Source organism: Acinetobacter sp. WCHAc060033, from assembly GCF_004209125.1.
Lineage (GTDB): Bacteria > Pseudomonadota > Gammaproteobacteria > Pseudomonadales > Moraxellaceae > Acinetobacter > Acinetobacter wuhouensis.
The window spans coordinates 24,493-46,623 of sequence record NZ_SGSW01000028.1 but is presented as its reverse complement, the minus strand read 5'-3'; the positions used below and the strand labels follow the sequence as shown (position 1 = coordinate 46,623).

23 protein-coding genes are annotated in these 22,131 nt (G+C 38.5%); 16 read left to right on the top strand and 7 right to left on the bottom strand.

The window, feature by feature from the left end:
- Position 1: 1 nt before the first annotated feature.
- Together rlmD and EXE10_RS13340 are read left to right on the top strand one after the other, a co-directional pair.
- On the top strand, positions 2-1,423 hold the full coding sequence (rlmD, locus tag EXE10_RS13345; protein ID WP_068973283.1) for a 23S rRNA (uracil(1939)-C(5))-methyltransferase RlmD: 1,422 nt from the start codon (positions 2-4) through the stop codon (positions 1,421-1,423).
- 27 nt (positions 1,424-1,450) lie between these two features.
- Positions 1,451-3,757: a RelA/SpoT family protein gene (locus tag EXE10_RS13340; protein WP_130113693.1), complete on the top strand. Its 2,307-nt coding sequence runs from the start codon at positions 1,451-1,453 to the stop codon at positions 3,755-3,757.
- Between the two features lie 96 nt (positions 3,758-3,853).
- On the opposite strand, the gene EXE10_RS13335 is transcribed toward EXE10_RS13340, so the two are convergent.
- Entirely contained in the window at positions 3,854-4,276 is a 423-nt protein-coding gene (locus EXE10_RS13335) for a hypothetical protein (protein WP_130113692.1), read from the bottom strand.
- A 136-nt stretch (positions 4,277-4,412) separates the two neighbouring features.
- Positions 4,413-5,186, bottom strand: a complete 774-nt coding sequence (locus EXE10_RS13330; protein WP_130113691.1) for an SDR family oxidoreductase — start codon at positions 5,184-5,186, stop codon at positions 4,413-4,415.
- A gap of 106 nt (positions 5,187-5,292) precedes the next feature.
- On the opposite strand from EXE10_RS13330, the gene mazG reads away from it, so the two are divergent.
- The 9 genes from mazG (at position 5,293) to yjgA (ending at position 12,133) form a co-directional block, all read left to right on the top strand.
- Positions 5,293-6,105 (top strand): nucleoside triphosphate pyrophosphohydrolase, encoded by an 813-nt coding sequence (mazG, locus tag EXE10_RS13325; RefSeq protein WP_130113690.1) that lies wholly within the window; start codon positions 5,293-5,295, stop codon positions 6,103-6,105.
- Positions 6,080-6,541: a ComEA family DNA-binding protein gene (locus tag EXE10_RS13320; protein WP_130113689.1), complete on the top strand. Its 462-nt coding sequence runs from the start codon at positions 6,080-6,082 to the stop codon at positions 6,539-6,541. The genes mazG and EXE10_RS13320 overlap by 26 nt, the downstream gene beginning before the upstream one ends.
- 192 nt (positions 6,542-6,733) lie before the next feature.
- Complete coding sequence (pcnB, locus tag EXE10_RS13315; protein ID WP_130113688.1) at positions 6,734-8,218, top strand: polynucleotide adenylyltransferase PcnB; 1,485 nt, start codon at positions 6,734-6,736, stop codon at positions 8,216-8,218.
- On the top strand, positions 8,215-8,700 hold the full coding sequence (folK, locus tag EXE10_RS13310; RefSeq protein WP_130113687.1) for a 2-amino-4-hydroxy-6-hydroxymethyldihydropteridine diphosphokinase: 486 nt from the start codon (positions 8,215-8,217) through the stop codon (positions 8,698-8,700). Before pcnB ends, folK begins: the two co-directional genes overlap by 4 nt.
- Positions 8,701-8,760: 60 nt before the next feature.
- Positions 8,761-9,570: a 3-methyl-2-oxobutanoate hydroxymethyltransferase gene (gene panB / locus EXE10_RS13305; protein WP_068973290.1), complete on the top strand. Its 810-nt coding sequence runs from the start codon at positions 8,761-8,763 to the stop codon at positions 9,568-9,570.
- Between the two features lie 2 nt (positions 9,571-9,572).
- Positions 9,573-10,418, top strand: coding sequence for a pantoate--beta-alanine ligase (gene panC, locus EXE10_RS13300; protein ID WP_068973291.1), 846 nt, complete (start codon positions 9,573-9,575; stop codon positions 10,416-10,418).
- 55 nt (positions 10,419-10,473) lie between these two features.
- Positions 10,474-11,325 (top strand): RNase adapter RapZ, encoded by an 852-nt coding sequence (gene rapZ, locus EXE10_RS13295; protein WP_130113686.1) that lies wholly within the window; start codon positions 10,474-10,476, stop codon positions 11,323-11,325.
- Positions 11,322-11,591: an HPr family phosphocarrier protein gene (locus tag EXE10_RS13290; protein WP_004725933.1), complete on the top strand. Its 270-nt coding sequence runs from the start codon at positions 11,322-11,324 to the stop codon at positions 11,589-11,591. The genes rapZ and EXE10_RS13290 overlap by 4 nt, the downstream gene beginning before the upstream one ends.
- A 2-nt stretch (positions 11,592-11,593) precedes the next feature.
- Entirely contained in the window at positions 11,594-12,133 is a 540-nt protein-coding gene (gene yjgA, locus EXE10_RS13285) for a ribosome biogenesis factor YjgA (protein ID WP_068973293.1), read from the top strand.
- Between the two features lie 75 nt (positions 12,134-12,208).
- Here the strand turns inward: yjgA and EXE10_RS13280 are convergent, their stop codons facing one another.
- Positions 12,209-12,880, bottom strand: coding sequence for a hypothetical protein (locus tag EXE10_RS13280; protein ID WP_130113685.1), 672 nt, complete (start codon positions 12,878-12,880; stop codon positions 12,209-12,211).
- A gap of 136 nt (positions 12,881-13,016) precedes the next feature.
- On the opposite strand from EXE10_RS13280, the gene baeS reads away from it, so the two are divergent.
- Positions 13,017-14,756, top strand: coding sequence for a sensor histidine kinase efflux regulator BaeS (gene baeS / locus EXE10_RS13275; RefSeq protein ID WP_130113684.1), 1,740 nt, complete (start codon positions 13,017-13,019; stop codon positions 14,754-14,756).
- Positions 14,757-14,771: 15 nt separating this feature from the next.
- A complete protein-coding gene (locus EXE10_RS13270; protein ID WP_068973296.1) occupies positions 14,772-15,458 on the top strand; it encodes a response regulator in 687 nt (228 codons plus the stop codon).
- Between the two features lie 175 nt (positions 15,459-15,633).
- Here the strand turns inward: EXE10_RS13270 and EXE10_RS13265 are convergent, their stop codons facing one another.
- Together EXE10_RS13265 and EXE10_RS13260 are read right to left on the bottom strand one after the other, a co-directional pair.
- A complete protein-coding gene (locus tag EXE10_RS13265; RefSeq protein WP_130113683.1) occupies positions 15,634-16,011 on the bottom strand; it encodes an MmcQ/YjbR family DNA-binding protein in 378 nt (125 codons plus the stop codon).
- Positions 16,012-16,038: 27 nt separating this feature from the next.
- Positions 16,039-16,638, bottom strand: coding sequence for a L,D-transpeptidase family protein (locus tag EXE10_RS13260; protein ID WP_130113682.1), 600 nt, complete (start codon positions 16,636-16,638; stop codon positions 16,039-16,041).
- Between the two features lie 516 nt (positions 16,639-17,154).
- On the opposite strand from EXE10_RS13260, the gene EXE10_RS13255 reads away from it, so the two are divergent.
- Together EXE10_RS13255 and EXE10_RS21725 are read left to right on the top strand one after the other, a co-directional pair.
- Positions 17,155-18,564, top strand: a complete 1,410-nt coding sequence (locus EXE10_RS13255) for a hypothetical protein (RefSeq protein WP_130113681.1) — start codon at positions 17,155-17,157, stop codon at positions 18,562-18,564.
- Positions 18,565-18,685: 121 nt separating this feature from the next.
- Complete coding sequence (locus tag EXE10_RS21725; protein WP_322972702.1) at positions 18,686-19,687, top strand: hypothetical protein; 1,002 nt, start codon at positions 18,686-18,688, stop codon at positions 19,685-19,687.
- A gap of 28 nt (positions 19,688-19,715) precedes the next feature.
- On the opposite strand, the gene EXE10_RS13245 is transcribed toward EXE10_RS21725, so the two are convergent.
- Complete coding sequence (locus EXE10_RS13245) at positions 19,716-21,158, bottom strand: protein adenylyltransferase SelO (protein ID WP_130113680.1); 1,443 nt, start codon at positions 21,156-21,158, stop codon at positions 19,716-19,718.
- Between the two features lie 168 nt (positions 21,159-21,326).
- On the opposite strand from EXE10_RS13245, the gene EXE10_RS13240 reads away from it, so the two are divergent.
- Complete coding sequence (locus EXE10_RS13240; RefSeq protein WP_130113679.1) at positions 21,327-21,686, top strand: hypothetical protein; 360 nt, start codon at positions 21,327-21,329, stop codon at positions 21,684-21,686.
- Here the strand turns inward: EXE10_RS13240 and EXE10_RS13235 are convergent.
- Positions 21,669-21,998, bottom strand: a complete 330-nt coding sequence (locus EXE10_RS13235) for a DHCW motif cupin fold protein (protein WP_130113678.1) — start codon at positions 21,996-21,998, stop codon at positions 21,669-21,671. The two genes, EXE10_RS13240 and EXE10_RS13235, sit on opposite strands and share 18 nt — an antisense overlap.
- Positions 21,999-22,131: the final 133 nt, after the last annotated feature.

The following is a 22,131-nucleotide window of genomic DNA, read 5'->3' as shown; positions in this document are numbered from 1 at the left end:
TTTGAAACATAGAGCCAAACCTCGACCATCTCAACTTCCACAATATATTTTTAAAGTTGAACGATTGTCACACGAAGGGCGAGGGATTGCGCACTATTCAAATACCACAGAACATTTGGCAGATGTTCGTGGTACAAAACATCCGAGTGAAAAGCACGGTAAAAAAGTGTTTATTCGCTATGCTTTGCCTGGTGAAATCGTTAAGGCTCAAATCACTAAACAAGTGTCTAAACTTGAAGAAGCAGATTGTATCGAATTGCTCAGTGAGCCAAATCCTCATCGTATCCAACCGATTTGCCCGCATTTTGGAAGCTGTGGTGGGTGTAATATGCAACATATTCATCCCGATGAGCAGATCCGTTTAAAGCATGACGTTTTAAAATCTCACTTAAGCCATTTTGCAGGTTTAGCACCTGAGCAATGGCTAGCGCCGTTACGTTCAACGCGTGTCGATTATCGTCATAAAGCACGAATTGGCGTACGTTATTTACCAAAACAAAATAAATTACTCATGGGTTTTCGTGAGGCGCAAAGCAATCATTTAACTGAAATTCAGACCTGTAAAATTCTCGATACTGAACTTGATCAAGCACTTCCAGAAATTAAGCTATTACTCGAAAGTCTAAAAGGCAAAAGTAGCATTGGTCATATAGAATTAGCCAAAGGAGATTGTGAAATCTCTTTATTGGTACGTCATACTGAAAAATTAAAAGAGCATGATGTCAACCTATTGCAACAATACGCGTTACAGAAACAATGGCAGTTGTATTTGCAACCCGCAGGTGTAGACAGTGTACATCGCGTGGATGATGCGCAAGCAGCAATGCATTTACATTACCGATTAGAAGATTTTAACGTCGATTTTGCGTTCAATCCCACAGATTTTACTCAGGTCAATCCGACTGTAAATCCTCAAATGGTCAAGCTGGCATGTGATTTGCTTGAATTGCAACATGGTGAAAAAGTTCTAGATCTGTTTTGTGGATTGGGAAATTTTTCACTTCCTCTCGCCAGATGTGTTGGTGTCACAGGAAAAGTCGTTGCAGTTGAGGGTAGTGAAGAGATGGTGAAGCGCGGTACAGAAAACGCACTGAAAAATAGCATCACCAATGTTAAATTTCATTCACAAGATTTAACAAAAGACTTTTCGCATTATTCTTGGGCAAATCAAGGATTTGATGCATTATTGATTGATCCTCCTCGTGCGGGTGCGGAAGAGATTATGCATTATGTGCCCAAGTTTGGTGCACAAAGAATCGTTTATGTGTCGTGTAATCCAGCGACTTTGGCAAGAGATGCTGGGATTTTGGTGCAACACGGTTATCAGCTAAAAAAAGCAGGTGTGATGGACATGTTTACTCATACGGGGCATGTTGAATCCATTGCTTTATTTGAAAAGAAAACAGAGATAAACGATTTATAATGAAGTATAGAGTTATAGGAGTAGGGTATGGTCACAGTACGTGAGCAACTTCCTGATCAACTAAATGAGTTGTCAGAGGAAGCGACTGTAGAACATGCCGCTGAAGCGCAACATGCTCTGGCGACTTGGCTAGATCGTGTGCGTGGAATTTTAGACGGTGCTGAACTTAAACAGTTAGAACAAGTCGCGCAACTCGTATTACAAAAAGAATTGGCGACCACGGTAAATTCGCGAACCAATACCTTTACCACAGGTATCGGGATGGCAGATATCCTTGCGCATTTACATGTCGATGAAGATACGCTGGCAGCAGCAGTGCTGTATCGAAGCGTGCGTGAAGGTTTAACCACCTTAGAGGAAATTCAACAAGAATTCGGTGAACAAGTTTACAACCTTGTCAAAGGTACTTTGGCAATGGGTAAACTTTCTGAGCTGATTGAAAAAAATAAACGCTTAGAAGATCACTTCAATAATAATCAACGTGAGCATTTGACTGGCATCTATAAGATGTTGATTTCAGTCACTGAAGATGTTCGAGTTGTGTTGATCAAGCTGGCGGAGCGTACTTTTGCTTTACGTGAATTGGCGCATTCACCGAAAGAACGTCAAGAGCGTGTGGCGCGGGAAATTCTCACAATTTATTCGCCTTTAGCACATCGTTTAGGGATTGCACAGTTAAAATGGGAGCTTGAAGATTTAGCTTTCCGTTACTTAGCCCCTGAACGCTATAAAGAAATTGCCTCATTGCTGAATGAGAAGCGTCTTGAGCGTGAACAATATATTCAATTTGTGGTTGAAAAACTCAAGGGTGAGTTGGCTGATCATGATATTGAGGCGGAAATTTCAGGTCGAGTAAAACATATTTATTCGATTTATCGCAAAATGAAGAGTAAAAATCTAAGTTTTGATCAGCTTTATGATATTCGTGCATTGCGTGTTTTGGTGAAATCCGTTGCAGAGTGTTATCACGCTTTAGGGATTGTGCATCAAATCTGGCGTCACATCCCGCATCAGTTTGATGACTATATTACCAATCCGAAAGCCAATGGTTATCGTTCATTGCATACAGCGGTAATCGCTGAAAATAAATCTTTGGAAATTCAGATTCGTACCAAAGAAATGCATGAAGAAGCCGAGTTGGGCGTATGTTCGCACTTTAACTATAAAGAAGGCTCAAAAACCACAGATTACTCATTTAATCATCGTTTGCATTCGTTACGTGCAGTACTTGAGCATTATCAAGAACGTACAGAAACGAGTGCGCATCCGAACGAAGATGAGCCTGAAGATTTTGAACAAATTCAAGATTTTGAAGGTTTTGAAAAAATCTATGTGTTTAGCCGTGATGGTGATATTAAAGAATTACCACGTGGTTCAACTGTTTTAGACTTTGCTTATCATGTACATACCGAAGTGGGCAATAAGTGCTATGCAGCACGTGTTAACCAACGTTATGTGCCACTCACTTACACCTTAAAAACAGGTGAACAAGTTGAGATTTTAACCAAGAAAGATCGTGAACCGAACCGTGATTGGTTGGTGAACTCACTCGGTTATATCAAAACTGCACGTGCACGTGACAAGTTACGTCATTGGTTTAGACAACAAGACCGCAGTAAGAATTTGGAAGTTGGACGTGAGTTACTCAATAAAGAGCTTTCACGTTTAGCAATTCACCCGAAAAGTATTGATTTAAGTGATTATTGCAATCATTTCAATGTGAAATCTGGTGATGATATTCTGGTTTCATTGGTGAGTGGCGACATTAGCTTGCATGCCTTGATTAATCAAGTGAATCGCCACATGCACTTGGATCAAGACGAACCTGAACTGGTATTAAAACCGACATTGAATCCACGTGCTAGTCATACACTGTCTGCACATGGCATTTTGATTGATGGTTTGGATAATGTTGAATTGCATATTGCACAATGTTGTCAGCCTGTCCATGGCGAGTCAATTGCGGGTTATATTACGCTGAACCGTGGTGTTAGTATTCATAAAGTTGCATGTCCAGATTATCTACGCATGATCAAAAATGAGCCTGATCGTGCGGTAGAAGCGGACTGGGAAATGCAGCCAACACGTGGTCAAAGTGTGCAGATCGTGGTGGAAGCTTATGATCGCCGTGGTTTGCTTAAAGATTTGACCCAAGTGATTTTCTCTGACCAGATTAATATTCGCCAAGTGAACACGATATCTGAATCAGATGGTATCGCGAATATGAAATTATTGATTGAAGTCAAAGGATTAGCTCAGTTGTCACGTCTATTGGCACGTCTAGAGCAACAACCTGGCATTATTAGCGCACGCCGTTTGGTTCAAGGAAATTAACGATTTTCTAGGCTATTTCAAAGCGCTATATATTTAAAATCTGAGGCGTAAAAAAAACCTGCTAAATGCAGGTTTTTTTACGCTTGATCTAATTGATTAGATTTTGCATTTTTTAGACTTTTGGTAAACAGCAATGTTATTCAGATTTGCTTGTGAATCTGCTTTAAGCTTTTGTTGAATTTCAGGGTTGCTTGCATCAGAAGTATCTTGCTGACCAGCAACTGAGTTTGCAAGTTGTCCAGCTTTAGAGTCACCTTTACCAAATGCACTTAGCGCACCACCAGCAATACCTGCCCATTTGCTAACTTTAGCAGAAGGGTCTTGAGCTTTTGCATTGATGTTTGCAAGGTTTTTATCAGCAGCATCTAAAGATTGTTGTGCATTAGATTTTTCAACAGAAAGTGTTGCACAATCCATAGCTTTAAGTTCAGAAGTGCTTAATTTTTGAGAAGTAGATTCTGCAGCAAAAGTAGTTGCAGAAAGTGTTGCGATAGTAGCTAATACAATGATTTTTTTCATGTTAGTTATTCACTTTTAAGTTTAAATTTATAATTACCCTCTGGAGGTGCAGATATATTAAACAAGTATTAAAAAAAAGCCACAATTTTGTGATGAAATATTAAAAATATTTCAATAATGTGACTTTTTATTGTTTTTACTTTTTTGAAATAATGAGATTAGTCAAGCGGTTGATAATCTGCGGGCTAATATTGGACAGTTGATACAAAATTTTGGTTTTGAAACCGATGAGTGTGTGAGTTGTAGTAAGAATTGTCCCTTTGGCTTTGGCTAAAGTCAGAATTTGCTCGGCAACATCTTGTGGGTTTAGATCAACCCCTATTTTTTGAATCGTACCTGCATCCATATTTTTAACCATCGCAGTTTGCACAAACAGTGGCATGACATCTAAAACGCGAATGCCATATTTTTGCCACTCTGTATCTAAGCCTTCTGTGATGCCACGGACAGCAAATTTACTGGCAGAATAAGATACTAAATCTGCCTGTCCATAAATTGCAGATGCCGAAGAAAGATTGATGATCCGTGCAAATTTGGCTTTTCGCAAATAAGGTAATGTGGCATGGCACCCATTCAATACACCATTAACATTAATAGCAATTGTTCGATGATGGGCTGAAATGTCGGTTTTTTCAAAATCCCCTGAATAGAGAATACCCGCATTATTGACTAAAATATTGAGTTCGCCTGCCCATTGAGAAAACTCCTCTAGTGCGATCTGCCATTGTGCATAGTCACTGACGTCTAATTTCCCAGCTTTTGCATTGTGTCCCAATTGATCAGCCAAAGCTTGCGCCTGAGTTTCATTGATATCATAAATACCAACTTTATAGCCTTGTTGATAGAATAGGCGAGCAATCGCAGCGCCAATCCCTTGCGCTGAACCACTGATAAAAATGCTTTGACTCATGGCAATCTCCGTTTTTGTTTTATTTAGATTGAATTGAGTTGAACATAAATGAACAATGATCACAAGTTCTAAAGCGTCATTTGTGATTGATCTTAAAGGATATAAAATGGAACAGTTATTAAGCATTATGAAGCAGTTACGTGCAGAATGTCCTTGGGATCGAGAGCAAAGCCCTGAAAGTTTGACGCGTTATGCGATTGAAGAAGCGTATGAGGTCGAAGAAGCTGTTCGTATTGGCGATGTTGAAGAAGTGAAAAATGAATTGGGCGATTTACTGCTACAAGTGGTGTTTCAATCACAAATGTATAGTGAACAAGGTGCTTTTAACTTTGATGATGTGGTTGAAGCGATTTGTCAAAAGCTAATTCGTCGTCATCCGCATGTATTTGAAAAAGAAAAGTTTGAGCAATTAACGCCTGAACAAGTCTCATCTTTATGGCAAGACATTAAGCATCAAGAGAAGCAACAAAAAGCCAAGCAGGGCAAACTCCAATCACGTTTAGATACGGTAAAACATGGTCCTGCCTTGTCGCAAGCTGAAGATATTCAAAAGAATGTTGCGAAGATTGGATTTGATTTTCCTGATGCAGTTCAAGCTTATGAAAAAGTCAAAGAAGAATTAGCTGAGTTTGAAGAAGCGATGGAGTCTGGAAAATCCGATGAAATGTTAGATGAATTTGGTGATTGTTTATTTTCTTTAATTAATGTTGGACGTAAACTAGGCATATCAAGTGAAATGGCGCTTTTAGGCACTATTCATAAATTTAAAACTCGCTTTGCTTATATTGAAGAACAAATCAATTTTAAAAATAAACAATTAGAAGATTGTACTTTAGAAGAAATGGATCAACTTTGGGATCAAGCAAAGCTAAAACTAAAACAACAGGTTATCCATGAAAATTCAGGTGTTGCGAAATAATTATTTAGAAAAATTAAATATATTCGCCATTCTATGGCTTCTATTGTTGGGGATGTCGTCGAATGTGTATGCACAACAATTTGATCATGCCTATTTAAAATGGAAAGCTGAACAGCAAGCGCAGGATGCTAAGTTAAAAAAGCAAGACGATAACTATTATTTGTCGAAGCCAAGTTTATCGACATCTTCAAGTCGTTCAAATCAGCCTTCATCTTCAAAGCAGATTTCACAATTGAGCTCTGGTTCTAAAATTAGCTTAAATTCTGCAAATTTAGAGCAATTGCAACAGTTGAATGGTGTGGGTGCGAAGAAAGCGCAGGCGATCATTGATTATCGTAATCAGAATGGAAAATTTAATAGTATTGATGATTTGCAAAAGGTAAAAGGAATAGGCCCTAAGCTGTTAGAAAAAAATAAAAGCCAATTAAGTTTATAGTAAATTAATATTTATTGTTGATTTATATCATAATTTTTGGAAGGGAGGAGTGTGATTAAATCGCATCGCAAGCACTATTCATTTTTTGAATTTACTGTGAAGAATTCGAGATTCAAATTGCCCTTTAGTTGTGTAAGCGATATGATTAGCACAATTATGATTTTTACGTCCTGACGTAGGAGACAGTGTCTTTTGCAAACTTTGCGTGCGTCAAAGTGTGGCTTATCCACCGCTCAATTACCTTCTTCCATTTTAGATGTTATTGATTCTTTAACCAAAGCTGGCTATGAAGCTTATATAGTCGGTGGTGGTGTGCGTGATTTAATGCTTGGCTTAAATCCGAAAGATTTCGATGCAGTCACCAATGCAACACCATCACAGGTTAAAGAAGTGTTTGGTCGCCGTTGCCGAATTATCGGACGACGTTTTGAATTGGCACATGTCTATTCTGGTCGTGAGTTGATTGAAGTAGCAACATTTCGTGCGCCTCCGAAAAAGGCGATTACTTCTGCACAAGGCATGATCTTAAGGGATAATAATTGGGGCACGATTGAGCAAGACTTTGCGCGTCGTGATTTCTCGATTAATGCCATGTACTATCAACCACGTAAAGATGAAGTGCTTGATTTTTGCCATGCTTATGACGATATAAAAGATAAAAAATTACGTCTTTTGGGGGATCCAACCTTACGTTTTGAAGAAGATCCTGTACGGATGTTGCGTACTTTGCGTTTCGCAGCGAAGTTGAATTTTAGTATTGATCCTGAAATTTTAAAAATCTTTACCCCAGAAATGACCAATCTGTTACGTGATGTATCACCACATCGCTTATACGATGAATCACAAAAATTATTTACCATGGGGCATTTGCATCGTGTGATGCCGATGCTGATTGAGTTTGGTATTTGGAAGCAATTGTTTGCTGACATCACCCCTGAAATTACTCAATTCATTGAGCGTGCTGCAAAAAATACCGATCAACGTATTCAAATTGGTAAAACCATCAACCCTGCATTTTTCTATGCGGTATTGTTGTGGAATAACTTCCAAGCACGTTGTGAGTTTTATCAAGGCAAAGGCGTTGTTGCTGCTGAAGCACGTGCGCAGGCAGGGCTTGATGTATTAAAACGTCAAGCAACACGCACCATTATTCCTCGTTTTGCTGAAACCTTTATTCGTGAAGTTTGGGAAATGCAAAGTCGTTTACTTAGCCCTAAACCTCAGCAAATTGAAGCACTTTCAAGTCATGCACGCTTTCGTGCAGGTTTCGACTTTTTATTGTTAAGAGAAAAATCAGGCGATACTACCACCAATGGGATGGGCGCGTGGTGGGATGCTTATCAAAATATGTCAACGGACGAGAAAGAGCGTGCAATTAGCAGCTACAATCGTCAACGTGCCAAGAGCCGTAAAAAAGTTGCAGACTCTGTAACTGGTGATAAGGCTGTTGTGGACGAAAGTAAATCGGCTTCAACACACATTGAGCCATTGGTGAAAGAGCAAGAATCACGTAATCGTCGTTCACGCAGTAAGCCAAACTCGTCTGCATCATCTGGTGATTTTAGATCAGCAAAAACTACAGTCAATACGGGTGAAATTACAGCAGATCATCCGATCACCAAACGTCGCCGTGTACAACGTGATTTGACCAAAGTGATCTTTGGGCCAACGCAATGATAAATAAGACCTACGTTGGTTTAGGTAGTAATTTAGGGGATTCTAAGCAGATTTTACGTGAAGCCGTAGAGCAACTTAGAAAATTGGGTAAGGTTAGTGTCTCTAAGTTGTATCAAAGCCCTCCGATGGGACCTCAAGATCAACCGAATTATCACAATGCTGTTGTAGAATTAAACACTCATTTAGCCCCTTTAGATTTGTTAGATGAGTTGCAACGCATTGAAAATGAATCAGGTCGTGTTCGTTTACGTCGTTGGGGAGAGCGAACTTTAGATCTTGACCTTTTGCTTTATGCTGAAAAAAACATTATAAATGAGCGACTCACAGTGCCACATGTTGGTATCTTGGAGCGTGATTTTGTGGTGATTCCTTTATTGGACTTAGATACTGAGCTTCAAGTAAATGGACAATTATTACAAAATTTAGAACTTGTATCACATTCAACATTGACCGTGCTTGCAGATCAGGCTTGGGCAGACTGAACTGTTGAATGTACACAACACTTTCATTGAAAGAACTCTCATTGATAGAGGAATATTGTCATGATTAGTCTAAGCGATTTAAGACAATTCAAAACTCAAGGACGTAAATTTTCATGCTTGACTTGCTATGATGCAAGTATGGCGCGTGGCATGGAAGTCGCAGAAATTGATACTATTTTAATTGGCGATTCTTTAGGGATGACAATCCAAGGGCATGATTCCACTTTGCCTGTGACCGTTGCAGATATGGCATACCATACAGCTGCTGTGCGTCGTGCCAATCAGCATTCTTTTATTCTTTGTGATTTACCATTTATGAGTTATGCAACGCTGAATGATGCGTTGGTCAACTCTAAAACCGTGATGCAAGCGGGCGCTCAAATGGTGAAAATTGAGGGTGGTGAGTGGCTGGCTGAAACAGTTAAAGTTTTGACACGAAACGGTATTCCTGTTTGTGTACACTTAGGTTTAACACCGCAATCCGTACATGTGTTTGGTGGTTATAAACTACAAGCCAAAACACGTGAAGCTGCGGATCAACTGATTGCTGATTGTAAAGCTGTGGTTGAAGCTGGCGCAGCAATGTTATTGCTTGAATGCGTTCCTGCTCAAATGGGTAAAGAAATCACTGAATTATTCCCGCATGTACCTGTGATTGGTATTGGTGCAGGTGTAGAGACTGATGGTCAAGTCCTCGTGGTTCAAGATATGCTAGGACTGACTTTTGGTAAAGTGGCACGTTTTGTGCGTAATTTTATGAAAGAACAAGCAGGCGAAACGGCAATTGTTGATGCATTTAAGGCATTTCATGCTGCGGTGCTAGATCAGTCATTCCCTGCGAAAGAACATACTTTCCAAGTCGAGCTGTAAACATGAAAACAGAAACTACCATCCAAGGATTAACAGCATCACTTAATCCTGCTCGAGCGGCACGTAAAATCATCGGCTTTGTTCCCACGATGGGTAATTTACATCAAGGGCATTTAAACCTTGTTCGTGAAGCTCGTAAATTATGTGATGTTGTGGTGGTTAGTATTTTCGTGAACCCCATTCAATTTGGTCCAAATGAAGATTTCGATAACTACCCGCGCACTTTAGAGCAAGACAGTCACTTGCTTGCTGAAGTTGGGTGCGACATCGTTTTTGCACCTTCAGTTGAACAAATGTATGGTAAACATCCACGTTTAACCAATATTAGCGTGAGTGATATTACCAATGATTTATGTGGCTTACAGCGCCCTGGTCATTTTGATGGCGTCGCTGTTGTTGTGACAAAGTTGTTTAATATTGTTCAACCTAATTTTGCATTCTTTGGGCAAAAAGATTATCAACAATTGGCTGTGATTAAACAGTTGGTTCAAGATTTGAATATGTCAATTGAAGTGATAGGCGTGCCAATCGCACGTGCAGAAGATGGTCTCGCTTTAAGCTCGCGTAATGGGTATTTGTCTGAACAAGATCGTCAAACGGCACCTGTGATTTACAAGACCTTGAAAACTGCGGAACAAGATCTACACGCAGGGAAATCATTGCTTGATACCTTGTCGCAAATTCGTACAAGTCTAACTGGTGCGGGTTTGGTGGTGGATTATGTGGAAGCACGCAGTCCAATGCTACAAAAGGTTGAACAATTTGACCAAGATGTTGTATTGTTTATCGCAGCAAAATTGGGCAAAACTCGCTTGATCGACAATTTACAAGTCAAACATTCTGCTTAACTTTATTCGCTGATTTAATGATTTAGTTTAGCTATGTATTAGGAATCGCCATGCCATGAAGCGCATACTTATCGTGACAGGACAATCTGGTTCAGGTAAATCATCTGCATTGCAGGTGCTTGAAGATTTGGGTTATTACTGTATTGATAATTTGCCTTTGGCATTGCTTCCTGAAATTGTTGAAAAATTAGATAAAGAAAATAATTTAGATTTACTCGCACTCGGTGTCGATGTGCGTAGTGCTCGTGAAGATTTACAGGGTTTTGATCAGGTTTTTCAGCAAATCCAAAGACACGGTAGTGTTGATGTGATTTATTTGACTACACGTGATCAGGAACTGATTTCACGGTTTAGTGCGTCACGTCGTCCACATCCATTGTCCAATCGTTTTCAAAGTTTGAATGAATGTATTCAAGAAGAAAAAAATTTACTGTTGCCAATTCAACTCCGTGCAACAGTACATATAGATACAACAGATAAAAGTGTACATGATTTAAAAGATACCTTATTGTCCAAACTCGGACAGTCCGATAAACTCATTTTAATTTTGCAATCTTTTGGATATAAACATGGTATTCCATTGGATGCAGATTTTGTTTTTGATGTCAGGCATTTGCCGAATCCTCATTGGGATTTAGAATTGCGTAAATTTTCAGGTTTAGATGAACCTGTGCGTAAGTTTTTAGAAGCCAGCGAACAAGCAAATGAGATGTATCTAGACATCTATGCGTTTTTAAATAAGTGGTTGCCTGCTTTTGCAGAGGGACATCGTCACTATATTACGGTGTCAATCGGCTGTACGGGTGGTCAACATCGTTCGGTTTATATTGTGGATCGGTTGAAGCAGGCTCTTGAGTCGAAATGGCCCGTTCAAGTATTACATAGAGAAATGAAGCACTGGTCATGATCGACACAACTGTTGACGTAATTAATAAATTAGGGTTACATGCGCGTGCATCTGGAAAACTAATCGAAGTCACTACCAAGTTTAAATGTTCTATTCAAATTGGTAAGGGTGATAAATTGGTCGATGCCAAGAATATCCTTTCTTTACTCATGCTCGGAGCAGGTAAAGGAACAACTTTGCGTCTAGTGATTGATGGTGCAGATGAAGAAAAAGCTTTGTCTGAAGTTCAAGCATTATTCGCAGATAAATTTTACGAGGCAGAATAATCGTGGCACGTCGTCCGCAACGTTTTACTGAAGATGATTTTGATTCTTTAGAAGGGCGTGCAAGTAAAACCGAACAGAAGAAAGCTGTGCAACGCATGGCTGCTTTAGGTGAGCAACTCGCTGAGTTGTCAAAGAAGCAAATCGAAGCTTTACCTGTTGAAGAGCGTTTGATCGAAGCTCTATTAGATGTACAACTCATTACATCTTTTGAAGCACGTCGTCGTCAGTTTCAGCGTATTGGTAAATTGTTGCGTAATGAAGATGAGGCAATAATTTTGTCTTATTTAACGCCAAAGCAAGGTGCGAAGAAATTAGCGCAATTGGATCGTTGGGTGGATCGTATGATTGAACAACGTGATCCTGCGATTAAAGAATTTTGTAAATCGTATAATGCGGCTGAAAGTCATTCTTTACGTCAACATGTTTTGCGTATTCATCGTGATATTACAAAACAAGTTTCTGCTGAAGAGTTAGAAGCATCTAAGTTAAAATTGCTGAATTATGCGCAACAAGTGGCTTTAATTTCTGATAATTCAAAGTAATTACATCTCTGTTGTATAGAAAAAACGACCAAATATGGTCGTTTTTTTATGTCCGCAATTTAAACCATTACGCGCTTATGCTTTGGGTGGTACAGGTGCATCAACTGGTGCTGGTGCATGCATAGGTTTCCCCATCATGTCTGGACGTGTATTCGGTTTGAAATGTACTACGCAGGTGCCCGCAATTAATTTGTCATCAATTTTGGCTTGAATTTGCTTACCATTCGTTTGTCCATTGCATGCGCTTTGGATTGCGTCCCATTTTGCTTGGCGTTCAGCACGCTTTTGTTCAAATTGAGCTTTACGTTCAGCACGTTGTTGTTCGAACTGCGCTTTTTGCTCTGCTGTTAATTCTTGACCACGCTTAAAGCGATGACGGTCATGGCGATTATCATGATCTTTGACACGATCTGTATCACGTAAGGCTTTCATTGCACCACGATCTGGATGGAAGTTGATTGCACAAGTACCTTCAACAGACTTTTCATTGACTTTGAATGAAACTGTAGAACCGACGGCTTTATTGTCACAGGCAGTTTGCGCTAATTTCTTAAACTCATGACGTTCAGCACGCATTTGTTTCATTTGCTCACGTTGTTCTGGTGACATTCTATGATGTTTATCACCATGCATCATGCCACGACCATCGTGCCCTTCTTTAGGACTAGGGTTGGACTGACAAGCGGTTAAAGCCCCCATTGCTAAAACACTTGCGGATACTAAAGCGATTTTTGTCATTGCTTTCATTGTTGCTACTCCAATGAATGTTCTATGTTTTGTCGATCAGTAAAGATTAAATAATAATGATGTAGAAACAATGGAGAGTATTTTAAACAAGTGTTGGGTACAATGTTGAAATGAGAAGAAAAATGCGAGATCAGTTTTGAAAATACGCCGAGTCCCCATTGCACTACGCTTATTCCTCACAGTTTTATTAACGACTTTGTTAATTACAACTGTGAGTTTGGGGGTATTGCATTGGACGATGCAGAAGAATTTTGCCAAATATGTTGCAGATGTTGAGATGCAGAAACTCGATCATTTGATTGAAAATTTGGCAGGGGTCTATGGTGTCTATCAAGACTGGGGAAATGCTGTTCAAGCACAAATTTTACAAATCGAGGGTGAAGCAGCGCCTGATGATTACGACAAGCTTTCTCGTTGGTGGTTACGTCGTCAGTATGATATTTCGTTACAGCAAAAATATTTTAAAGAACATACAGTTGTTAATTCTGTCGTTGCCAATGCAAATGTCGGGCAGGGGCAACTTGATCAAACTGAGCTAAAAATACTTGAAGAAAATTTACCTTCACAATATCAGCCTTTTGAAGGTCTTCGATTCCCTTTAAGTGCCAATCAAAATTTATTTAGACCACCTGCGGATCGTAAGAACTCATCACAGAGTACATCACAAAATTCGTCACAGCCTCGCCCACAAAGTGATAATCCGCCACCTAAAGAGTTGCCACCCCCTGATACCATGCGGACTACTGGTGATTCCCAAAAAGGCAAAAAAATGTTCATTGCCATGCCTGATCGTCTTGGATTAAGTTCACGGCTTTCACTGTATGATGTCAATCATCAGTTTATTTTGGGCGAACCATCAAGTGAGCAAGTATCTTACCGTCCGATCACAGTGAATAATAAAGTGGTGGGTTATTTAGGCTTAAAACCAGTTTTAGATCAAGATGATGCACTCAGTATTAACTTTTTTAGTAATCAAACACGTTATTTGGTTCTCATTTATATTCTGAGCTTTTTGACTAGCTTGGTGGCGGCATTATTATTGGCAACCTATTTTAAACAGCCAATTCAGCGTTTATTGAACGCAACAAGAGAATTAACCAAAGGCAATTTTCAACATCAAGTGACTGTAAAGCGTAATGATGAATTGGGGGATTTATCCAATGAGATTAATGAATTAGCCACAATTCTTGATCAACATGAAACTTCACGTCGTCAGTGGGTTGCGGATACTTCGCATGAATTAAAAACACCATTGGCAGTATTGCAAGCACAGATTGAAGCGATGCAAGACGGAATTCGTAAACCAACACCTGAGCATTTTGAAGCGATGTTATGTCAAGTCACCAGTCTAAAAAAATTGACGCAGGATTTAGCCGATTTAGCGCAAGCTGAAGCACAGCAATTGAAATGTTACTTTGCTGAAATTGATCCTTGGGCTGTGGTTTTGCAAGAGGTTGAAAATTTTAAACCGAAGTTTGAACAGGCGGATTTAACAATTTCAGCAACAGGTGAACATGTAAAATTACAATTAGATATAGATCGCTTTAAGCAAATTATGGTCAACTTGTTGGGTAATAGTATTCGCTACACTGAAGCAGGTGGAGAAGTTCAAGTGCATACCATTCAAGATGCAGATTCATGGACTGTGATCGTGGATGATAGTCCATTGGGTTTAAGTGATGAGCAGATTGCGCGTTTGGGTGAACGTTTCTATCGTGTGGATGATTCACGTACACGTAGTACAGGTGGAACAGGTTTAGGTTTGGCGTTATCGGGTAAAATTGCCCAAGCTTTAGGTGGTCAATTGACGTTTGATCATTCACCACTCGGTGGTTTGCGTTGCAAACTGACATTTTCAAAACATACAAAAGTTTAAAAGGAAAAGCACAACATGAAGCATATCATGCTGGTAGAAGATGAAGTTGAACTTGCGCAGTTGGTGCGAGATTATCTAGAAGCAGCAGGCTTTGAGGTCAGTATGTTTCATGATGGTCAGGAAGCATATGACAGTTATTTACAGCGTAAACCAAGTTTGATGGTTTTGGATTTGATGGTACCTCGGATGGATGGTTTAACCATTTGCCGTAAAGTCCGTGAGCAAACTGACTTACCGATCATTATGGTGACTGCGCGAACTGAGGAAATTGATCGTGTATTGGGCTTAAATATGGGTGCAGATGATTATGTTTGTAAACCGTTTAGCCCTAAAGAATTGGTGGCACGTGTTCAAGCGGTGTTGCGTCGTTTAGAACGCAAGGCTGAACCTGAAGCCAATGATCTATTCCGTATTGATAAAGCACAACAACGTATCTGGTATCAACAAAAATCGTTGAATTTAACACCAACTGAATTCCGTCTTTTAGAGCTTTTCCTCGAACATTTAGGTCAAGTCTATTCGCGTGCGCAACTTTTAGACCATATCAACCCAGACAGTTTTGATGTTGCAGACCGTGTTATTGATAGTCATATCAAAAACTTACGTCGTAAAATTTCGGAAGCAGCTGAAACTGGAAACCGTCATGAATGGGTACAAGCTGTTTACGGAGTAGGCTATCGCTTCGAGTATCCAGAAGATTAAAAAATTTACAATTTGAAATATGTTTTGTGGATAAACACAGGTTTATCCACAGTTTTTGTGGGTAAATGTTTATAACTTTTAATTTAATAGCTCAGAAATAAAACATATAAATAATATTTAAAGTATATATTCTTATTTGGAATAATAAATTTTGAGTCAAACTGGATTTATTCACCTAAACTTGGCTATGGATCGCTAAAACTTGTTTTTGTGCTTTAGTTAAAGTTTTCACGACCAGTGCATAGGAGTTCTGGACAAGGTCTTCGATCAGTTCTTCTGTGATTTGTTCACCCTCATAGATTGAGATCCAATGTCGTTTATTCATGTGGTAGCCTGTATGGATAGATTCATACACATCTCTCAGCATTTCACCATGTTCAGGTTGCACTTTGAGATTCACCATTTCTTTGCCATTTAAATCAAAAACCAGCATGAAGACTTTGCCCATAATTTTATACACATGGATGTCTTCGCCAAAAGGGTAATCTAACTCGGCTTTGGGTAATTGTGCTGCTATTTTTAAAGCAAACGCTTGAATATCATTGCCTGTCATCTTACCCCCACATTTAAAAATCGATCATTATGGAAAAATACTGATGAGTGTACCATCATCGACCAATTTCCAAATCTCGTCCATATCTACATTTCTAACGGCAATGCAGCCCCACGTCCAGTCATTTCGGGGTAAATAGGTCATGAGGCTCGGCAGTTTTTCAATTTGTGAAGTTGTTGCCGAGCCATGAATCATAATGTCACCCCCTGGGGAAACACCGAGTTGTTTGGCTTTTGCCTTATCCTGCGCATTTGGGTAACTGACATGGAGTGATTTATAAAATGCACTTTTCGGATTGCGCCAATCCAAGATGTATTGTCCTTCTGGAGTCTTGCCATCACCTTCTTTGACTTTATGCCCAATCGGATCAAAACCTAAACGCATTGGATAGGTTTGAATAATTTGACTCCGGTGCATGAGTTTGACTACACGATCTGTTTTATAGACTTTAACTTCTGTAATCGGAGTATTTTGGCGAATCTGCGCAATTTCTTGTTCTGATAGATTATGGACTGTAATTTCAGTTTGAGTTGTCGGCAAGTATTTCTGATATTTTTGATAGGCAAACGTACCTGCAATGCTGAATAAGCAAATCAGGATAATGAGAAAGATAAACTTTTTATTCATTTTGAGTTATAAACAATGTAAAACTATGTATTGTCTAAATTTTATTCATTTTAAATGCGAAAGCTGTGGTTGTTTTGTGATTGTGGATTTATCCTGTGGATAAGCACATGGTTATCCACAGAATTTGTGGGTAAGTTTGATGGATAATTAATGCTATTTTATTTCACTTTGCTTTGGATTTAGTTTCATTATTGATTATTCGCATCAAAGAAATTTTCAAACAGTAATGGATTTTCTTGTTTATTTTGAATGATGGAAATTTAACTTTTATTTTTAATGAATATTTTATGTGTTAAATGTTTATTTATGTAATAAATTTTGGCTGTTTATTTTGTGTGACGATTTTATTTTAGGTTTGCATACTTATTAGGTATTTTGAATAAGTATTTTATTATTATCAAAATATTAATATTTTTGTCTAAATTATGTTGAAATTTCAAGCATAAAAAGATATTTTTAAAAAGTTTTATATTTACAAAAAATTACTTTTGAATTCGTTCATAAAAAGGATATCTCATGTTATTGAAAAAAACATTGCTTGTGTTGATGTGTAGCTCGGCTTTGGTGGCGTGTGGAGGGGGAGGATCATCAAATGAAAATTCAAACGGTAGTGGTGGAACAGGCGGTGGTAGTGTTACTACACCGGCTTCGGATTTAGATAAAGCAAAACAATTAATTGAAACAACAAAAGCAATTATTTCATATTACAATGGTTTTCAAGATATTGCAGATAACTATAAGACACCTGTTGAAGTGATTAATAATACAGCTTCGGATTTAAGTCGTGGTGCTGACATTGTGCTTACTTTAGCAGAACTAGCACAAGAAGATTCAAAAGGTCAGGCAAAACAATATAATGCCGCAGAGTTGGAATTATTATTAAAAAATGATGCCATCCAAAATGATTATCCACTTGGGTACGACATAAAAAATAGCACATTACAGATACAAGTAAGTGGTAATTCTGTCAAAGTTACTGGTTCTGCGGATGTTGCCTACTGGGATGATTTTAAAGATTTAGATAATTGGGAATGGGGAAATCCTGACTGGTATACCAATAAAGACAACTTTATTTACGCCAATCAAGCAAAAGTAAATGTGACAAATTTTGTAGTTGAAGCCCCTTTTGTTGCAAGTCAAAGTACTTATAATTTCAAAATTGCAAATGGTGGCTCAATTGAAGTGGCCAATTCAGCACAGCAAAAAGCTAAATTTAGCTTTACTGCTGACAGTACTGCTAAGTTGGTATATCCAGTAACTGACACTTTGGAAAACCAAGAGGCGGAACTAAATCAAGCGTCTTTACAGCTTAAAGGTTTAGTCTTTGAAAGTGCAGATGTGAAAGCAACGTTAAGCGAAGTTTCTTTTGACGCTAAAGCAGTTAAATTTAGCAATGGTCAATCGACCAATGAACAACTTATTCCATATAATTTGACATTGAAGGGGCAAGTTGCATATTTGCAAGAAGTATTAGATTTAGATGCTAGCATTAAATTAAATAATGATTTAACTAAAGTGATTGATATTAGCCAAGGTGAAACGAAACTGAACTTTATCAATGCAGACTTGGCAGTTAAGTTATCTGGTAAATTAAAAGGTGCCAATGCTGCTCCTACACCATTTAGTATCGATGTGACTGCGAAACGTGCTGAATATTTAAAAGGCATTGCAAATGTAGCAGTTGCTGTAGATAAAAATGCTTTGGATATTGCATTTGAATCACAAGATATTACTGTCGAAAAACCTGTGATTGACAGTTTGATTAAGCATAAAAATGGTGCTTTTGTGCAAATTAATGATATTCGAAATTTCCAACAGGCTGACGTAAAAGTCGGTACGACAAGTTATGGAACGATTACTAAAACGTCTTCAGGTCAATACGCTGTTAAGTTCACTGATAATACTATTGTTTACATTACACCTTAATTTTAACGAGTGAGAAGAAGACAGCATGCGCTGTCTTCTTTTATATTAAATGAATAAAAACCTAATATTTTTAATGCTTTTACCGTCATTCTGTTTTGCTGAACAATCAGCGAAATTTTCATTGAATGCCGAATTATATAGTGATCCTGTTTCTGTACATGCCTTTTTGAATGATTGGGATAGCCCACGTTTGGAAAAAGGAAAGAATGCTTTTGCTTCAGGTAAAATGAAACTTGAAACTCAGCATGATCATTGGACGATGGGATGGGTTTGGTCGTATGACTATCAATTACGGTTTAGTGAGGATATGGCGAAGCTATATTATCAAATTAAAAATGATCAGCTTATTGATGCAAATTCAAATTATGCTTTGGAGCTAGAAGCTCAACATGTCGATACTGTAGGTGCAAGATTTGGCTATGATTGGGATATAAACTCTGATTGGAAGATCGTGACAGGATTAACCGCTTTGATCGGTCGGCATTATGTAGATGGTGAGTTTCAAGCACAAGGTCAAACAAGCAACATGCCTGAACTGATGGATCGGGTTAAGTGGTTAAATGGTCATTTAAACTATAGTTATGATGAACCTGCATTAAAAGAAGATGAACTTGGTTGGAATGGTCAAACCAATAAAGGTTATGGTTATGCCTTAGATCTGGGGGTGAAGGGTAAATTAGCTAAAAATTGGGATATTGCTGTACAAGCAGAAGATATTTTCAGTTATTTATATTGGGACAATGCACCATTTACAAAATATAGTATTCGTTACGATCAGAATAGCCGTCCACGTATGGACTTGGCAGGACAATTAAGTAAGACCAAGCAATACACCCAAAAGTTACCTTATAAAGTCAGTTCTGAAATTACTTATTCTCGTAATGATCAACCATGGAGTTTAAGCTTAACAAGTTTTTCAAATCAGTATCTTACTTTGGTACAGATGAATGGTTTTTGGCAGTATGCTTCACTCAAATATGGGGTACACATTGAACCACAGACCCAATCTTTAGGCGTGTCTGTACAGCATAAAAACTTTGGTTTGAAATATTTAACAGATGATTTAGCGACCAATGATGCGCATCGTTTTAGTACATATTTATATGCGCAATATTTTTGGTAATTCATCATTCTGAATGTAAGCTTTATTTTTAAGACGAACAACTCACCATCACTTCAGTAACATCACTTGGCAATGGTGCTAAATCTTCCGCTCGTTCTAACTCAGGCTGCTTCGTGAATGGTCGACTAAGTAATTTAAATAAACGATCGACTTCTGAAAAATCATCGCGATCAGCCAGCTCAATCGCTTTTTGTGCCATGTGATTACGTAAAATATAGATGGGATTGGCTTTCGGCATTTCAGCATCTAAGGCGTCAATATCTTGGTTTTCTCGGATACTTTCAAATTGTGATAAGAAGCTTTCAAACTGTCTACGGTCAAGACAATCATCTTTAATGGCTTCATATTGTTTATTCTGCAAACGAATAAAACTGTCGGTGTAGTCTAATTGCTCGCTTTGCAAAATTCGTAAAAATGCCATCGCACAGTCAAAACTGCCTTTGTGGAAACTTGGTAAGCCCATTTTTTGACATAAGCCATGCGTGTAATGCTCTAAAAATGTCGGTTCAAAATGTTCTAAGCAATCCGCAAGGTCTTTTTTAAATTGTTCTTTATTCTCGGGTGTTGCCAGTGGAATGAGATTATTCAACCAATTCCAAAGATTCCAGTGTGCAATACTTGGTTGATTTTGGTAGGTATAACGACCATTATAATCACTGTGATTATTGATCCAATTTGGACGGAAACGCTCCATAAAACCGTAAGGACCAAAGTCTAAAGTTGAGCCCGCAATATTTAAATTATCAGTATTCATCACGCCGTGAGCAAAACCAACCAATTGCCATTTGGCAATCATCACTGCGGTGTTTTGAATAACTTTGGTGGCAAAGGCTAAAATAGGATTTTCAGTTTTTAAACATTCTGGATAGTGCCACTCAATACATTTCTGTGTAAATTCTTTGAGTAATTCTGGCTGATATTGATTGATCCATTCAAAATGTCCTAAACGAATATGACAGTCTGAGGTGCGTAGCATCATTGCGCCAAGTTCTAACTTTTCACGTTGTACGCCTTGTTCCGAAGTTGTAAAACCGACTGAATTACTTGATGGTACGCCTAAAGCATTGAGGGCATGACCTGCTAAATATTCACGGATGACTGAACGAAGTACAGCACGACCATCACCCATGCGAGAGTAGGGGGTAGAACCTGCACCTTTTAAATGTAGGTCAATGGTTTGTCCTTTCTTGTCTAAAACTTGAGCGATGAGCAAGCCACGTCCATCACCGAGTTGTCCTGCCCATTGCCCAAATTGGTGTCCTGCATAGACCATTGCCAAAGGATGAAATTCGGGAAAGGTTTTTTGTCCACTACAGATTTCAACCCATTGCGCTTTTTCATCATCAGACCATTGCAACTCATCTGCCAAAGCTTGATTAAAATGTCCTGCTTTTGCATCTTTGAGGGGTGAGGGCATTTGCTCGTGGTATAGCTTTGGATTTAAGGAAGGATAGCGAGGATTGAAGTGCATGGTAATGAAAGGATCAGGCTTATGTAATATTTAATATAGCAAAAAAATTTATAAAATCGGAATTGTTCAACGTCCTATCAGTGTATTGATCTCGTTATTATTGATTCATTGATCTTTTTATTTTAGAGTCCTAAGTCCGGCTTTGCCTATGTATCTGAGTTCGAAGGCATGTTAATAAGTGATTTGAGCATTTCTGATGGAATAATTACTTCAATTCAATCAAGCCAATCTTATGTGAAAATAATGATGACAGACTGGCAGGATATACAATGGGAGATCACTTTTAAAGAAGTATTGGCAATACAAGAATTTTCAATAGAAAACATTGATCTCTCTCATGTTTCGGAAGTTGCAGAAGATTCGTTGAAATCAGAAGCATTAAGATTGTATAAGGATGAAGAACCTCATCGCTTCAGGTGCTTTAATTTTCATGTTGGGTGGTTTGAAACACCTTTATTAAAAATTATCGCCACTGAAAATTATCAAATTTTGCGTATAGCTGAAAATTCATTAATCTACAATAAATAACTTTGCCCCAATTGTTGTAGATGAACGATGTGCTTCAGTATTGTCTGCCACTTGATAGCTCATGCCTGCAGTGAGGGTAAAAGTTCTGCCATCTTCAAGTTCAGTGTGTAATTCGCCTTCTAAGCAGAAAAGTGTATGTCCTTTACTACACCAATGGTCAGCTAAATAATTTTCAGAATATTCGACAATGCGTACGCGAATATTATCAAATTGTTGAGTACGCCATAGTGCATAACCTTGTTCACCCTCATGATGAGTAGTTGGAATTTCTGCCCAATTAGTTGTGCCGAAAGGGATGTTATTTAGATTCATTTTGATTCTCTTATTTAATGTTGTTTTGTTCTATTCGTTCAAGGGCATTTTTATTGGATAACCCTCTCCTTGCAGACTCAGAATGACTTCTGAGGATCTTCATCTCCCAGAGGGGGGAGGATTTTTAATGCTA